Source organism: Micavibrio aeruginosavorus EPB, from assembly GCF_000348745.1.
In the GTDB taxonomy this organism is placed as follows: Bacteria; Pseudomonadota; Alphaproteobacteria; order Micavibrionales; family Micavibrionaceae; genus Micavibrio; species Micavibrio aeruginosavorus_A.
Genome location: NC_020812.1, coordinates 57,897 through 74,028, shown reverse-complemented (window position 1 = coordinate 74,028; position 16,132 = coordinate 57,897). Strand labels below are relative to the sequence as shown.

Sequence of the window (16,132 nt, the reverse complement as noted above, 5' to 3'; positions counted from 1 at the left end):
CACAAGAGGGGGCGAACAAGAACGAAAATAATATATTTTTCAGCGAGTTGATCGTTCAATATACCCGCGCAGGGCGATGTGATGCGCGGCGCTGAAACGATCCAGAAACGATTCAAAATCCGCCGCAGACGAATGCAGCGTGTCACGCAGCAATATATCCATCTGGTCCTGCGTGAAATCGTTTTTGTGTTTTTGCAGACAGGTCGTCAACGCCCAATACAGCGCGTCGGCCCGCGCGGGGTTCGCTTTCAACACCTGCAAATCCGAATCCTGAATGACAAAGTCAAAATCATACGACGCATGTCCGGATTCAACCAGAATGCCATACATCAAAACCCCGTCATGATCACTAACACACGGACCAAAGGGTGATTCACGCCAGATGATTGTTTCGGTCATTTTCACCGTCCAAACGATATATTCATTCCATTACGCTAAAAACTACGTAAAACCTGATCTTATTTATTCTTTTTTGTCGGCTTGCGCACACGATTTTTTTCAGCAATTCGTAATAAACGCAAAAATTTCGGGCACGCAAAATGATTGGGCGCAGGACAGCGCGCTGCATGACGAAGACCATCACGCATAGATTCGAGCTCCTTTATTTTTTTATCTAACTCATCCGCCTTCGCAGACAAAAGAGTCCTATCTATCTCTCGCCGTCCGGAGCAAAACATCGCGCGCATTTCTTCCAACGAAAATCCAGATGTGCGCCCAAGTGAAATCAACGCCAGTTTTTCCAAAACATTATCATCGAAAACCCGTCGCAAACCATGTCTGCCACAGGACTGGATCAGCCCCTTTTCTTCATAAAAACGCAAAGTGGAGGCTGGTAGACCAGAAGCCTTTGAAACAGCATTTATATCCATCGATTCCCCACAAAAATTATACAGCTTGACCTCAAGTTAACTTGAAGTGATATCCTATAATTAATTGCCAATCTCGACAAGACGCCCTGGAAAGAAGGTTCCAATATGTCAGATTTTGAATGGGTCGCTGTTTATACTTTACTTGGAGGATTCGTTGGCTTCATGAGCGGCCTCCTAGGCGTCGGCGGAGGCGGAATATTGGTGCCGCTGCTGACATCGATCTTTCTCTATCAAGGCGCTGATATTGATAACGTCGTCCATCTGGCTCTGGGAACGTCCCTTGCCTGTATGATCATTTCATCAACAGCAAGTATTCGCGCGCACGCGTCAAAACAGAATGTTTCATGGGCTATTTTTGCAAGCATGACGCCCGGGATCATTGTAGGCGCCTTCATCACAACACATATGGCGACACATATTAATTCACTTTATCTTTCTATTTTCTTTGCCTTTTTTATGGCCCTCATTGCCGGGATGATGTTCTTTAATTGGCAACCAAAAACCAGCGCCACACCGACAAAACTTCGCGATTTAATTTTTGTGGGAACAGGGATTGGAACAATCTCAGCCCTTGCGGCCGTCGGTGGTGGGTTTCTGACAATAAGCTATTTAAGCTATAAAAACTTCCCGATGCGGAAGGCTGTGGGGACATCATCCGCCATCGGGTTTCCCATCGCCATCGCAGGCACAATTGGTTATATGGTGAGCGGATGGTCCAAAACCACAGACGACCCACATACTTTCGGGTTTATTTGTGTCCCGGCATTTCTGGCCATCTCGATATCCAGCTTTATTGCGGCCCCTTACGGCGCCGCTTGCGCCCAAAAACTGTCCGACATGCATCTGAAAAAAATATTTGCCGCCGTCTCGTTGGCCCTCAGCCTTAAAATGTTTCTTTCATTCGTTTAGAGGGCTTCAAGGCCCTTCAGCTTTCGCACACCCGATCGCCCATTAAAAAAGCCCCCGAGCGGGGGCTTTTTTAATGGCGGAGGCATGAATGGCGGACAGGGCGGGATTCGAACCCGCGATAGGCTATTAACCTATACACACTTTCCAGGCGTGCGCCTTCAACCACTCGGCCACCTGTCCATTCCATCAAAGGACCCCGCGCAAACGGGGATCGTCGGGGTTGATCCGACAGGGCCGCACCCTACCCCAGCAAACCCGTGCAATGCAAGGGTCTTTTCGCCAAAACCGGGACGCTTTGCGTGGTGTCGGGGGGCGTGGTACAATATCCGAGTCATTCCGACCATCCATTTGATATTCAACGGATTTTTCCCATGCGCGCGTTGCAGATCCTGTGCTTTATTCTGGCGATCCCGTTTTTGGCGGCTTTGGGCCACGATGCCTATATCACCTATCAGGACCAGAACTATGACCAGCCGATGAAGTTCTCGCAGGTGGGATGGTTGTTGCAGACCTATGCCCCGGATTCACTGGGCATCACCAAGGACAGTGTCGAGCCCACGACGTGGGACACTGTGATTACCCCAGTGCTGAAAATGCGCACGGTAATTTTGACCGGTGTTCCCTTTCTGGCCACACTGGCGTTGATCCTGTTGCTGAAGGGGTTGGAAATTGTCGGCGCCAAGGGGTTAATGACGCGCAGCATCCCCGCCAAGACCACCAAACGCCAATTTGTCGGCAAGGCGGGCGAGTCCAAAACAGCCTTTAAATACAAGCGGAAATAGGCGTTACGCGCTGACACGGCGGGCGACAGACGCCGAGAGTTCCCGCACACATCCATCAATCAGATCCAGATCCTGCGGACGGGACAGACGGTGGTCGCCATCGGGCACCAACGTCACGCGCACATCCGCATGCGGCAGGCGGGCGGCGATGTGCTCCGCCGTTTCCCATGGCACGTCGGCATCGCGCTGTCCCTGAATCAAACGGACAGGGATTGAAAGATCATGGCCCTGGTCAAGCAGACACACGCGGTTGCCGGAATCGATCAAAGCTTGCGTAATGCGATAGGGTTCGGGGCTATATTCCGTCGGCACATCGGCAAAGCCCCGTGTTTGCAGGCTTAAACGCATGGCATCATCAAAAGATTCGTCGACCATATTGCGGGTAAAATCCGGGGCCGCGGCCAGACCGATCAAGCCGCATACGCGATCGGGGCGCGCCAGCGCCAGCAACAGGGCAATCCAGCCCCCCATGGACGATCCAACCAGCACCACCGGACCATCGGTCAGACGGTCCAGCACGGCCAGCGCATCGTCGCGCCAGCTTTCGATTGTACCCTCTTCAAACCGGCCGGCAGAGGCACCGTGACCGCTGTAATCAAAGCGTAAAAACCCCTGCCCGCGAATGGAGGACCGCACCTCCAGATCGGTGGCTTTGGTGCCCGTCATATCGGACCGGAACCCACCCAGAAACATCACGGTTGGCAGGGCCGTCCCCGGCCCCTGGGCCGCCGTGCGGACATAGGCCAGGCGGGGGCCTTGGCTGCGGATCAGAAAGTCGGGCATGACACACTCCGGGATAGCCCTCCATGACCTTTATGGGGGCTTGGACGGCAGGAAAAATATAGTTTAAATTGATTCGGCGTTTCTTAAGCGCCCTCCGATAGTGGCGGGGCGCTCATTCACGAGATCATAGTTGAACAATATGACACCAACCGATTCATCGACAAGCCCTGAGCGCAAAGGCACCAGCCTTATGCCCATGTCCAGCATGATGGGTGGCTTCACGGCCCAGAAAACCCCCGTTGTGATGCAGATCATTCCCGTTTTGGGCCCCGGTGGCGCGGAACAGGGATGCATCGACATCGCCGCCGAATTGAACAATGTGGGCGCGAAATCCATCGTTGTATCCCATGGTGGGTCCCGTGTGCCGGAACTGGCACGCGCCGGAACATTGCACATTGATTTGCCGGTGCACAGCAAACACCCGTTGGTGATGTGGAAGAACATCAAGCGCATTCGCCGCCTGATCCGTGATTACGACGTTGATATCGTCCACGTTCGCAGCCGCGCCCCGGCATGGAGCGCGTGGCGCGCCTGTATGGGCACGCAGGCCAAATTCATGACCACCTGTCACGCGCCGTACAAAACGCAAACGGGACTGAAACGTTTTTACAACAGTTCCATCGCGCGCGGTGAACGCGTGATCGCCGTATCACGTTACGTCGCCAATTATTTGAAAGCCACATTCGGGATTGATGACGATGTCATCCGTGTCGTGCATCGCGGTGTCGCGTTGGAAAAATTCCATCCCACCGCGGTCAGCGCCGAACGTATGATCAAGATCAGCCGCGAATGGCGTCTGCCCGATGGGGCCAACGTGGTGATGATGCCGGGGCGCATCACACGCCTGAAGGGGCACCATGTTTTGATTGATGCCATCGCGCAATTAAAACGCACCGATGTTTTCTGCGTCCTGATCGGGTCGGATCAGGGGCGGGTGGAATACCGCAAGGAACTGGAAGACGAAATCCGCGCCCGTAAATTGGAAGGGTATGTTCGCATCGTCGATCATTGCTCCGACATGCCCGCCGCCTACATGCTGACCAATGTTGTGGTCTCCGCATCGACCGAACCGGAGGGGTTTGGCCGCGTACCGGTCGAAGCCCAGGCCATGGGCCGCCCGGTGGTGGCCACCGATCATGGCGGCGTGCGCGAAACCATCCAACGCGGCGAAACCGGATGGCTGATCCCGCCGGGCGATTCCACCGCCCTGGCCCGCGCCATTTCCGAGGCGCTGGCCCTGAACGCGACACAGCGTGCCGTTTTGGCAACACGCGCCATGGCCCACATTGCGGCCAATTTCACCAAGGAACGCATGGCGTTTGATACGCTGAACGTGTATTCCGAATTGCTGGCCGAAAAATTCGCCCCGGCAAAGAAAACAAAATCGGCCCCCATCAACGGCAAGAAAAAACAACCCACGGCCACCAAGACCAAAAAGCAATCCCGCCCCGCCGATAGCGCAGCCCTGCGCCGCGCGGCCGAGTAAACACAAAGGCCCTTACCCGGATGGATGATCCTGAGCGTATCCTTGTCATTAAACTCAGCGCTCTGGGTGATTTTATTATTGCGCTTGGTGCCATGCGTGCCATTCGTACACACCATGCCGCCGCCCACATCACATTGATGACAACACAGCCATTTGAATCACTGGCGATTCAAAGCGGCCTGTTTAACGACATCATCATTGATCAGCGCCCGAAAAAATTCGACCCTGCCGGATGGATGCGCGTGCGTCATGTTTTCAAAACAGGCCGCTTTAACCGCGTGTATGATTTGCAAAATAATCAACGCACGGCGCTGTATTTCCGCCTGTCACAAATGATGAAACCAAAGCCACAATGGGCCGGCACCATGGCCGGGGCCACATGGCGCGATGTGATTTCATCCAAGGATACCGAACCCGCCGCCCTGCGCCATGCGCGCTTGCTGGCCCTGACGGGTATTGAAAATGTTCAGGGGGATGATTTGCACTGGCTGGGTGGCGATCACACCGCGTTGCGGGGCCTGTTTGAAATTCCCGAACCCTATGTCCTGATCGTACCGGGCTGCGCGCCCAGCCGACCGGAAAAACGATGGCCCGCCGATCATTATGGCGATCTGGCCCGCCGCTTGTATGGCTGGGGCCTGACGCCGGTGATCATCGGCACACACGATGAACAACCCTTGGCGAAAATAATTGCCGGTCATTGCGCGCAAGCCATCGACCTGACGGGACAGACCGCGTTGTCGGATTTGCCAACGCTGGGCCGCTTCGCGGCTGGTGTGATTGGCAACGACACTGGACCCGTCCACATGATCGCGCCCACCGGATGCCCGACATGGGTGTTGTTTTCCGCATCCAGCGACCCGAAACGCCACGCGCCGCAATATCCGTGGGTGCGCACGATCCAACGATCCAGTCTGGATGATCTGAGCGTCAATGATGTGATGAATGTTTTACGGGCGCGTGATTTCCGCACCTGAGACAGAAAATCAGGTCACGGACCCGTCGCCCATATGCGGGCTGTAGATATCGTACAGCGTGCCCAGAATGGCCTTCGTCGCCCGATCATTCATGGAATAATAAATGGTTTGCGCATCGCGGCGCGTGTTGACCAGACCGTCGCGGCGCAGGCGCGCCAGATGCTGGGATAAAGCCGATTGCGACAGGCCAACGATTTTTTCCAGCTCGCCAACGCTTTTTTCGCCCTGGTACAAGGCGCAAATAACCATCAAACGCCGTTCATTGGACAACGCCTTCAGGAGGTTTACCGCAACCTCAATATTTCGTTCGACTTCTTTAACGTCCATAATGGCCGCCGGTTTTCTATCCGCCCTGTCACAATCCTGATGGCACGAAATGGTGCAACATCGTACTGCGACGCCCCAGTCTCACTCTACTCACAGACGGTGCAGGCGCACCGTTACGCAGCAAGCGTATGATGGGAAATGCGTCCGTCATGTTTATTATTGTTTTTGCGTATGCGTCGCAGTTTAAGGCTTCACATACGGACAGATGCAGGAAAAACCCACCACCCTTTAAAATTGAACCCCCAGAGTAGTGTTTCTATTATCGCATGAAAAGATGCTAATTGAGTGAAATTTTTTATAAACTGTCTGGTTTAGTGAATATTAATAAACGCTTCAGATTCAACGGGATTGCGGCTTTTCCGGCAGTTTCGCCAACCAGCGCGTGCTCCATTCCGGTGGCAAAAATCCCAAGAATCCAGCGATGACATAGGCGGGCCACGGAAACGCAACACGCACCCGTCCGACCGCCAGCCCCGTGGCAATCCGCGCGGCGGCCCGATCCGCATCCATCAAAAATGGCATCGGATAATCGTTCACTGCCGTCATGTTGCTGCGAACAAAGCCGGGGCAAATCACACTGACCTCAATCCCCTTATTACGCACAGACCCGGCCAGCGCCTCGCCATACAGGCGTACAGCGGCTTTGGTTGCGCCATAGGCTGGTGCACCCGGCCATGGGCCAAAGCTGGCCAGTGAGCTCATAATCGCGATCTGGCCCGCCTTCTGCGCCGCCATGATGGGCAAAGCGGGCTCGACCGTGTTCAGGACACCATCAACATTGGTGGCGAACAGCGCCCGCACCTGATCCGGGTCTTCGCCCGCTGTGGGCGTGCCGCCCGTTCCACCGGAAATCCCAGCATTCGCAATCACCAGATCCAGCACGCCGTGCCGGGCGTGGAACGCCCCGATCCATTCCGCCATACGGGCGCGATCCGTCACGCTGATGACGCGCGCCTCAACGCTGGCCCCCTTGCGCTGGCACGCATTCGCCACCGCTTCCAGCCGGGCCGCATCGCGGCCCGTCAGACCCAGCGCAACGCCAGAGCCCGCATAATACAGCGCCAACGCCGCGCCAATGCCACTGGACGCGCCGGTGATAATAATCGTTTTTGGATTTTGCATGGATTAAAACCCGGTGACGGTCCGGCCCATTTTTGCGCAATAAGCGGCGAAGGTCTTGTCGAACTCGACCGTGATGTCTTCCTTCGCCTTGTGCGATGTGTTGATGACCAGATCGAAATTCCGCTCATCGCCAATATCAACGCCGTACAGGGTTTTATAGCGCAGGATTTCGCTTTTGCGGCGACGATCGACTTCTTCCATCGCGTGGTCGAGGTCGCGGAATGTTTCGCGCAATTCGGCCGTATCCTTGAAAATGCGCTGAACCGCAACATCCAGATCCACGGTCAGGCGCACCTTCAGCGTGTTTTTCACGAAGTGCCAAGCCATGCGGGAATCCAGAACCATGTCACCCGGCTGATCATTCAGGCCGACCAGATAATGGTCCACCAGATGGTCCAATTCCGCCTGTTTTTCAGCCATTTCGTTGAGTTCGGTGACCGATACGCCCTTTTCCGCGGCCAATTGGCGGAAAATATTCCCGGTGGTGATCAGCGGGAAGCCCGTTTTTTCCGACACGGTGCGGGCAAAGGTGGTTTTGCCGCTGCCCGGATCGCCGGTGATGGTGATGCGTAAAAGATGATCTGTGGTCATGCTTTTTCCTAAGGGTCCAAAGCCCGTTGGTCAAGCCCCCAACACGGCTAAACCCCGGTTTGATCCAGATGCGCGGCCATGGCCAGGAAATCGGACACGGGCAATTGTTCCGCCCGTTTCGTCCCGTCAATCCCGCAGGATTCCAGCAAACCCGGGAAGGTTTTTAAGGATTGGCGCAGCATTTTCCGGCGCTGGCCAAAGGCGGCGGCGGTCACCCGCTCCACTGTTTTAAAACTGGGGATTTGTGCCGTCCCTGCCTCGGCCCCGGTTACAGCATGGCGGGTTAAATGCACCACGGTCGATGTCACTTTGGGCGGCGGAACAAAGGCCGAGGGCGGCAGGTCGAACATCATCGTCGCCTTGCACAACCACCCCACCAGCACCGACAGGCGCCCATAATGGTCCGTCCCCGGTGCGGCGGACATGCGTTCGGCCACTTCACGCTGGACCATGATGGTGATGCTGTCATAGGCCTGCGGATCGGCGTGCCATTGTTTCAGCCAGCCGATCAAAAGCGGCGTCGCGATATTGTATGGCAGGTTCGCAATAATCGCCCGGCGTGCGCCCGGTACCAGATCCAGTAAATTCAGCTTCAGCGCATCCGCATGGACCAGATCCAGGCGCGGTCCCGCGGCCTCCTTCAACCCCTGTAACGCGGCGATGGCGCGGGTGTCATATTCAACGGCCAGAACACGATCAGCATCCGATCGCACCAGCGCGCGCGTCAGCCCGCCGGGACCGGGGCCGATTTCAATCGCCACGACGCCGTTCAAATCCCCGGCGGCCCGCGCGATTTTATCGGTGATATTCAAATCGAGAATAAAATTCTGGCCCAGCTTTTTTTCGGCCCGCAATTCATGCGCGGCAATCACATCGCGCAAGGGCGGCAGTGCATCGACCGCCGCCACAATATCGGGTGTTTTTTTATAAGCGGAAATATCAGACACGACGTTCGATAAACGCCTCGGACTTCAGGTCCAACAGATAACGACGCTGCAAACGGTCCAGCGTTTCGGTGCCGATTTTTTGCGCAATGTCATCGCGACTGGGCAAGTTATCGGCGGCCAATGTGCGTTTGGACCGCACCAGCAGGATATGATACCCCGTGAGCGAGCGCAGCGGTTGCGACATATCGCCATCTTTCATCGTGGCCAGAGCCTGGTCCAGCGCCTCGGGCAATTGCCCTTCCTGGACCCAACCAATGTCCCCACCCCGCGCGGCGGAGGGGCCTTGCGAAAATTGCGCCGCGACTTGCGGGAACGGGGCCTTACCCGATGCAATTTCGGCGGTCAGTTTTTGTGCCAATTGGCGCACGCTGCCGTCTTCCGCCGGATTATCAACGGGCAGGAAAATTTCCCCGACCAGATATTGCATTTTCCCGGCGCTGGATTTGATGAAATCCAGTCGTGCATCAATATCGGTTTCGCTGACATTCACTTTCGGGCGCAGTTTTTTCTGGATCACCTTGCCCCACGCCATCTGGGACCGCACCTGATCCGCCATGGTGGACATTTTGATCCCACTGCCCGCCAGCATTTTGCGGAACGTGGCCGGGTCGATCTTGTTGTTCTGGGCCACCATGTCGATACCGGATTCAACTTCCTCCGGCGTGACTTCAATATCCAGACGCTGGGCTTCCTGCAATTGCAGGGCTTCGTCAATCAGCATGTTCAAAATCTGCGGACGGATCTTGGTGCGCACATCGTCATTGTTCGGCAATCCGGACGACGCCATCACCAACCGCATGCGTTCATTGACGTCGGAATGGGTAATCACGCCCTGATTGACCACGGCGGCGATGCCCTCCTGCGCCGCGGCGGCATAGGCCACGGGGGATGCGGCAACAAAACCGCCGCCCAGCAAAGCCAGCACAGCCACAGCGGCCAGAATCTGTGTTTTCATCATTCGTTTTTCCATTGATCAATCAGGCTCTTTTTTTGTCGCCAAAACGCCCACCCGGACGGAACCGTTCCAGATAGACCGGGACAATCAGGCTCATCCCCGTGGCGGTGACGCCCAAATCATCCAGCGTCATCGCATCATCCTGCACCACGTTATCGGTTTTCAGGGATTTCACCTGATCCGGGGTCAGGATGGGTTTGGGCGGAATAAACTGCAACATGCCAGCCTGCAACGACGCCAGACCGAACGGCAAATTCACCATGCCACAGCGTTTGCCGATATAGGAAAACAGGCGGCTGTAAATATCGCGGAAATTCAAAACTTCCGGCCCACCCAATTCAAACACCTGCCCCAGCGCGCCGCTGTGGCCAAAGGCGGAATGGGTGGCGGCGGCGATCACGGCATCGGCGACATCGCGCACATAGACCGGTTGGAACCGCGTCATGCCCCCGCCGATCAACGGCAGCGCCGGCATAAAGCCCGCCATCGTCGCAAACCGATTGAAGAAATCATCTTCCGGCCCAAAGATCACGGACGGGCGCAGAATGGTGGCATTCGGGAACGCGGCCAGCACCGCCTGTTCGCCGGCCAGTTTCGTGCGGCTGTAGCGCGATGGATTGCGATCCGCGCCCAGTGCGGAAATATGAACAAAGCGCGATACGTTTTGCGCCGCGCAAATCTCCGCAATCATTTGCGGCAGATCGGTATGCAGGCGTTTGAAATCACCGCGTTTACGTTCATACAAAATGCCGATGCAATTCACGACCACGGATGACCCGGCGATCGCACGTTCGACACTGGCGCGATCACGCACATTGCAGGTCATCGGAACGATCTGCCCCACCGATCCATAGGGACGGAGGAAATACGCACTTTCCGCCGCGCGGCTGGCGACCTTGACCGTATATCCGGCCCGGGCCAACGCCTGCACCACATACCGTCCGACAAAGCCGGAACCACCGAAAACTGTTGCGATTTTTGGTCCGATCGACATACCCAAAACCTCCCAGGGAGCCCCTGGCTAAACCCATTGAAAAGCGTGAAAAAAACTGTGCCCACTATGGCAATCCCAGCCCGTCCTGTCCAGCCATGCGAAAGGGGACACGACATGGTTTCGCGCGCCTTTATTTTACAGAATGTTTAATCTTCCAGTGGTGCGACGAATGAATCCATCACCCGTTTATGCCCGCCTTTATCAAACGCGATATCCAGCTTGGCCCCATCGACATTCACGACCGTACCCGCCCCAAACACATCGTGCTGGACCCGGTCGCCCCGGACATAGGGGTGATCAGACAAGGCTTGGCGTTCAGCCAGGGTTTGCGTCGCGACGACGGGGGCCTTGGGCGATGTTTGTGCCATCGTGCTGACACGGGATGATCCACCGAAGCCCGATGAATCCCAATGGCTGGACCGCCCCGATCCATAGACACCGGATTGCGCGGCAATTTCGATGTGGTCTTCGGGCAATTCATCAACAAAACGCGATGGCAATGCATTGACCCAGTTGCCATAGGTCAAACGATTGGACACATACGAAATCATCGCGCGTTTGCGGGCGCGGGTAATCCCGACATAGGCCAGACGGCGTTCTTCCTCCAGCCCCTTCAGGCCGTTTTCATCCATGCTGCGTTGGGATGGGAACAATCCATCTTCCCAACCGGGCAGGAAGACGCAATCAAATTCCAACCCCTTGGCCCCGTGCAGGGTCATGATGGTGACTTGGGGTGTGTCGTTGCGGTTTTGGTTTTCCATCACCAGCGAAACATGTTCCAGGAAATCAGGCAGGGATTCAAAATCCGCCATGCCCGTGACCAATTCTTTCAAGTTTTCAATGCGGCCCGGGGCTTCGGGGGACTGGTCGGATTGCCACATCGCCATATAGCCGGATTCATCCAGCATTTGCGCGGTCAATTCGGTATGCGCCATCGTGGCCAGCAACCCACGCCAGCGTTCAAAATCCGCGATCAAACGGCGGAATGTTTCGCGCGGCTTCGGTTTCAATTCATCTGTTTCAACGATATCGGCAATCGCATCATACAGGGATAAATTCCGCGCGCGCGCATGCGTCACCACGGTTTTCATCGCCACATCACCCAACCCGCGTTTCGGCACATTGATGATGCGTTCCAACGCCAGGTCATCACGCGGCTGCGCAATCACACGCAGATAGGCGAGCGCATCGCGAATTTCGGCCCGTTCATAAAAACGTTGCCCACCAACGATTTTATGCGGGATGCCCAGCGCATTAAAACGTTCTTCAAATTCACGAGTTTGGAAACCGGCGCGCACCAAAACGGCGATTTGATCCAGGCTCCAGCCCTTTGTTTGCAGGGCTTCAATCTCCTCCGCCACGAAACGGGCTTCGGCGGGTCCATCCCACAGGCCGCGCACGGATACCTTCTCGCCATCTTCGGCATCAGCCCACAAAGTCTTGCCCAAGCGATCTTCGTTGTGCGCAATCACACCGCTGGCCGCGGCCAGAATATGCCCGGTGGAGCGATAATTCTGTTCCAGGCGGATAATCTTCGCGCCCGGAAAATCCTGTTCAAAACGCAGGATGTTACCCACCTCTGCCCCGCGCCAGCCGTAAATGGATTGATCATCATCCCCGACGCAGCAAATATTCGCCGCCGCACCGTCGCGTTGCGCCAACAGGCGCAGCCACATATATTGCGCGATGTTCGTATCCTGATATTCATCCACCATGATATAGCGGAAACGGCGTTGCCATTCCGCCAGCACATCCGCATGTTTCGGATCGCGCAGGATGCATACCATATGCAACAACAAATCCCCGAAATCACAGGCATTTACCGCGCGCAAGCGCGCTTGATATTGCCCATAAAGCTGGACCAGTTTACCGCCCGCGGCCTCGCCCCCTTCGTGCGGCGGCAGATCGGAGGGCAAACGCGCGCGGTCTTTCCACCGGCTGATCATCCCCATCATGGCGCGCGGCGCCCATTTTTTGGTGTCGATGTTTTCGGCTTCCATCAACTGTTTCAACAGGCGCACCTGATCATCATCATCAATGATGGTGAAGCCGCTGGTCAAGCCGACCAGTTCAGCATGACGGCGTAACATGCGCGCGGCCAACGCGTGAAATGTCCCCAGCCACCAGCCTTCAACCGGCGCACCACCCAGCAGGGCAGACACGCGTTCGCGCATTTCCCCGGCGGCTTTGTTCGTGAATGTCACGGCCAGAATTTGATTGGGATAGGCCCGCCCGGTCGTCAAAATATGCGCCAGCCGCGCGGTCAGCGCCCGCGTCTTGCCCGTACCCGCCCCGGCCAGAACCAGAACCGGACCATCCAACGTTTCAACCGCCTCGCGCTGCGGGGGGTTCAGGCCTTGAAGATAGGGCGGAGACATCATGTTTTCGGGGCTTTGTGCTTGCATGCGCCCACCTTAATGGCGCAATTCCGCAGGGGCAAGAGGCAAGGCGTTTATCGTCCAATACCGACCCAGCTGTCCCCTTCGCAATATTGCAGGACATTGTGCGTGCTGTTGTAAACAATGTCCCCCGCAATGCCGACGGGATCGGAACAACCCGCGCCGCCATCACCATATGGTCCCGCCGCATACCACGCCGTTCCATCGCAATATTGCAAGAGATTGAGGGAGGAGCTGTAAAGCAAATCACCCGCTTGCCCGGCCGGAGAAGCACACGGCCCGACGGGTGCGCCCGATTCAAAGACATACGCGATGCCGGCACCCGTAAGACCACCGGGACTGTCCTGATACGCGCCAATGACGGCCTTTGCATGAATCATGGACACAGAAATACCAAAACCATCCCCATTGGTCGGCGCGGGGTTTTCGAGTGTTGAAAGCAAAGCCCCGGTGTGCGCATCAAAGATGTAAGCGGCCCCCGCCCCCGGCACCCCGCCGGACGTGTCCTGATACGCCCCCACCAGAACTTGGTGCCCATAGACGGATACGGAATAACCAAAATTGTCATTGGCGGACGGGTTTGGATTATTTAACTGCGCCAGCAAGGCGCCCGTTTCTGCGTTAAACACATAGGCAACGCCCGCCGCGCTGACGCCGCCCGGGCTTTTGTACGGCGCCCCAACAGCCAGAATATTTTTATGCAGTGACACCGAAATGCCAAACAGGTCATTCGGGGCCGGATCGGGATTGGAAATGGTCCGGAGCAACGCGCCTGTGCGCGGGTTATAGATATAGACAGACCCGGCATTCGCCACGCCGCCGGGATCGTCCTGGTGCGCACCGATGGCCAACTTGTTCCCGGATCCAGATACAAAAACACCGAAATAATCGGCATTATCCGGTGTCGGATTGCTGATTTTAGTGATCTGAGCACCGCTTTCAACATCGAACACATACACAGTGCCATCAGCAAAATAGGCCCCGGCATGGTCATACGGCGTACCCACAGCCAGCAGGCCGGAAAACATCGACAGGGAATTCCCATACCCGTCATCATCGGCCGGTTCCGGGTTGTTGAATGTGTGCACAAGCGCACCCGTTCGCGCATCATAAACGAAGGCCGAACCCGCACCGGATACGCCGCCCGGGTCAGCCTTGTACGCCGCAACCGCAACCTTCCCGCCAGAGATCGAGACAGAATTCCCGAACCAGTCTTCCGCCGCCGGGGTCGGGCTGTTCAGGGTGGACACAAGCGCTCCAGTGCCCGCATCCAGCACATAGACAGAGCCAGCATTGGCAACACCGCCCGGATCATCCTGGTGCGCGGCCACGGCAATCAATTCATCTGACGCGGCCACAACAACGCCAAAAATATCACCCGCCGCGACGGCAGGATTGTTCAATGTGGTTGAAAGGGATGGATTCCCCCACGAGAGTGGGTTTTCCGTCTTGGGAAAAGCGATCCAGTTCGTCCCATTACAATAGGCCGGAACATTGGCGGGTGATGACCAGATAACATCCCCGGCAACACCAACCGGCCCCGCACAATCGGCATGGGCATGAGACGGCATCGCAACCATCAAAAAGACAGTTAAGGCAGCCCAGCGATAGAACGTCCGATTCTTGACGTGGCCGAATGCCATCACCATTTACTCAACTGAAAGATACGCGCCGGGGCATTAAAAGTTTTCGCGCCCAATTCCCCGTTTTTTTATTCTATAGGACTTTGATTAAAATAACCTATGTCCCGCTGCCGGGAATGTGATCTATCCTTTTGGATATAAAAATCAAGGCCCGGTCTAAGCCGGGCCTATGACTATTGAATTGATGATTGCGAAGCGGTGGTTCAGGCCCCGGTACTGCGCTTGCCCATCGGGGTTGGCGCGGCGGCAACCTGGTTGCGACCATTATGTTTCGCCGTGTATAGCGCGGCATCAGCCCGTTCGATCAGGTCCGTCATATTTTCACCGTTAATATATTCGGCCACGCCGACAGACATGGTGATACGACCCAGTTTTTCACCCGTGGTGCGGTTGATCACGTCTTTGGTCGCAACCGCCTTGCGCAGGTTATTTCCAACGGCCACACCCGCGGTCAAATTCGTATCGGGCAGGATAATCGCAAATTCTTCGCCGCCGTAACGGGCTGCAATGTCCTTGCCCTTCACCCCTTCGATCAGGGTGCGGGCGACAAGGCGCAACACCTGGTCCCCCACCTGGTGACCATAATTGTCGTTGAAAGATTTGAAGTGGTCGATATCGACCATCAACAAGGTGAATGATCCCTGTTCGCTTTGCATGTCGCTGCTGACGCGGTCGAGCGCGGCGTCAAACGCCTTGCGGTTGGCGAGGCCGGTCAGACCGTCGGTCATCGCTTCTTTCCGCACCTGTTCCAGATCGCGTTGCAATTCTTCCATCAAGGTGGAGGATTGTTCCAGTTCATGTTCCAGCTTGTGGTTATGTTCTAGCATTTTTTGCGTGTCGCCCATCACGTTGGTGACCAGTGACCGCATTTCATCGACCGTTTTCGCCGATCCCATTTTTCTGGAGACATCTTCCAACGTGCCGCTATAGGACGTTGTGGCGTTTTTCACATCGCGCACGGCACCGGTCACGTTCTTGATCGTGGCCTTCACCTGATCGCCGGCGCGGCGGATCATTTCCTCGTTCCGCGCATCGCTCAGGAAACGGGTATGCAGATCGCGGCAGCGATCTTCGGTAATTTTCTGACGGTTGGACACCAGAATATCCAGCGCGCGCGTCACCTCCGGGCTAATCCCGGCATAGTAGACGTACCACAGCTCGTAAATATCCGGTGACGGCGCCAATCCTTCGTCGAGGATGCGCGTCATGGCTTTTTCGGCAAATTCCCGGGCCTGATGTGCTTCGTGCGGATAGTTCACGCGGTTCGATCCTGAATTAAAAAGATGAAACGAAGAAGAATATGGTACCAGTCGGGCCCGCCGCATCAAAGGATGCAATCTGCGAAACG

Annotated in this window: 16 protein-coding genes and 1 tRNA gene; 4 read left to right on the top strand and 13 right to left on the bottom strand. The window is 56.1% G+C overall.

Annotated elements, in window-relative coordinates:
- Positions 1-39 precede the first annotated feature (39 nt).
- Together A11S_RS00370 and A11S_RS11745 are read right to left on the bottom strand one after the other, a co-directional pair.
- Positions 40-399: a hypothetical protein gene (locus A11S_RS00370; RefSeq protein ID WP_015466477.1), complete on the bottom strand. Its 360-nt coding sequence runs from the start codon at positions 397-399 to the stop codon at positions 40-42.
- A 59-nt stretch (positions 400-458) separates the two neighbouring features.
- Positions 459-869 carry a helix-turn-helix domain-containing protein gene (locus tag A11S_RS11745; protein WP_081604731.1) on the bottom strand — a complete coding sequence of 137 codons (411 nt, stop codon included), beginning with the start codon at positions 867-869 and terminating at the stop codon, positions 459-461.
- 105 nt (positions 870-974) lie between these two features.
- On the opposite strand from A11S_RS11745, the gene A11S_RS00360 reads away from it, so the two are divergent.
- Positions 975-1,778: a sulfite exporter TauE/SafE family protein gene (locus A11S_RS00360; protein WP_041802296.1), complete on the top strand. Its 804-nt coding sequence runs from the start codon at positions 975-977 to the stop codon at positions 1,776-1,778.
- Positions 1,779-1,867: 89 nt separating this feature from the next.
- Here A11S_RS00360 and A11S_RS00355 read toward each other — a convergent pair.
- A tRNA-Ser gene (locus tag A11S_RS00355) sits at positions 1,868-1,958 on the bottom strand.
- A gap of 191 nt (positions 1,959-2,149) precedes the next feature.
- Here A11S_RS00355 and A11S_RS00350 point away from each other — a divergent pair.
- Positions 2,150-2,560, top strand: a complete 411-nt coding sequence (locus A11S_RS00350) for a hypothetical protein (RefSeq protein WP_015466475.1) — start codon at positions 2,150-2,152, stop codon at positions 2,558-2,560.
- Between the two features lie 3 nt (positions 2,561-2,563).
- Here A11S_RS00350 and A11S_RS00345 read toward each other — a convergent pair whose 3' ends face one another.
- Positions 2,564-3,343 (bottom strand): alpha/beta fold hydrolase, encoded by a 780-nt coding sequence (locus A11S_RS00345; RefSeq protein WP_015466474.1) that lies wholly within the window; start codon positions 3,341-3,343, stop codon positions 2,564-2,566.
- 139 nt (positions 3,344-3,482) lie between these two features.
- Between A11S_RS00345 and A11S_RS00340 the strand changes: the two genes are divergently transcribed.
- Together A11S_RS00340 and A11S_RS00335 are read left to right on the top strand one after the other, a co-directional pair.
- On the top strand, positions 3,483-4,829 hold the full coding sequence (locus A11S_RS00340; RefSeq protein ID WP_235067839.1) for a glycosyltransferase family 4 protein: 1,347 nt from the start codon (positions 3,483-3,485) through the stop codon (positions 4,827-4,829).
- Between the two features lie 20 nt (positions 4,830-4,849).
- Complete coding sequence (locus tag A11S_RS00335; protein ID WP_015466472.1) at positions 4,850-5,806, top strand: glycosyltransferase family 9 protein; 957 nt, start codon at positions 4,850-4,852, stop codon at positions 5,804-5,806.
- 9 nt (positions 5,807-5,815) lie between these two features.
- Here A11S_RS00335 and A11S_RS00330 read toward each other — a convergent pair whose 3' ends face one another.
- The 9 genes from A11S_RS00330 to A11S_RS00290 form a co-directional block, all read right to left on the bottom strand.
- Positions 5,816-6,133 carry an ArsR/SmtB family transcription factor gene (locus A11S_RS00330; RefSeq protein ID WP_014101648.1) on the bottom strand — a complete coding sequence of 106 codons (318 nt, stop codon included), beginning with the start codon at positions 6,131-6,133 and terminating at the stop codon, positions 5,816-5,818.
- 339 nt (positions 6,134-6,472) lie between these two features.
- The gene (locus A11S_RS00325; RefSeq protein ID WP_015466471.1) at positions 6,473-7,255 is read right to left on the bottom strand and encodes an SDR family NAD(P)-dependent oxidoreductase; all 783 of its coding nucleotides are present in this window, start codon (positions 7,253-7,255) and stop codon (positions 6,473-6,475) included.
- Between the two features lie 3 nt (positions 7,256-7,258).
- On the bottom strand, positions 7,259-7,846 hold the full coding sequence (cmk, locus tag A11S_RS00320; RefSeq protein ID WP_015466470.1) for a (d)CMP kinase: 588 nt from the start codon (positions 7,844-7,846) through the stop codon (positions 7,259-7,261).
- Between the two features lie 47 nt (positions 7,847-7,893).
- Positions 7,894-8,754, bottom strand: a complete 861-nt coding sequence (rsmA, locus tag A11S_RS00315; protein ID WP_041802804.1) for a 16S rRNA (adenine(1518)-N(6)/adenine(1519)-N(6))-dimethyltransferase RsmA — start codon at positions 8,752-8,754, stop codon at positions 7,894-7,896.
- 31 nt (positions 8,755-8,785) lie between these two features.
- Positions 8,786-9,751, bottom strand: a complete 966-nt coding sequence (locus A11S_RS00310) for a peptidylprolyl isomerase (RefSeq protein ID WP_015466468.1) — start codon at positions 9,749-9,751, stop codon at positions 8,786-8,788.
- 19 nt (positions 9,752-9,770) lie between these two features.
- Entirely contained in the window at positions 9,771-10,742 is a 972-nt protein-coding gene (locus tag A11S_RS00305) for a complex I NDUFA9 subunit family protein (protein ID WP_015466467.1), read from the bottom strand.
- 146 nt (positions 10,743-10,888) lie between these two features.
- Positions 10,889-13,147: an ATP-dependent helicase gene (locus A11S_RS00300; protein WP_015466466.1), complete on the bottom strand. Its 2,259-nt coding sequence runs from the start codon at positions 13,145-13,147 to the stop codon at positions 10,889-10,891.
- Between the two features lie 47 nt (positions 13,148-13,194).
- Positions 13,195-14,784, bottom strand: coding sequence for a WD40 repeat domain-containing protein (locus tag A11S_RS00295; RefSeq protein WP_235067831.1), 1,590 nt, complete (start codon positions 14,782-14,784; stop codon positions 13,195-13,197).
- A 203-nt stretch (positions 14,785-14,987) separates the two neighbouring features.
- Positions 14,988-16,043 (bottom strand): GGDEF domain-containing protein, encoded by a 1,056-nt coding sequence (locus tag A11S_RS00290; protein ID WP_015466464.1) that lies wholly within the window; start codon positions 16,041-16,043, stop codon positions 14,988-14,990.
- Positions 16,044-16,132: the final 89 nt, after the last annotated feature.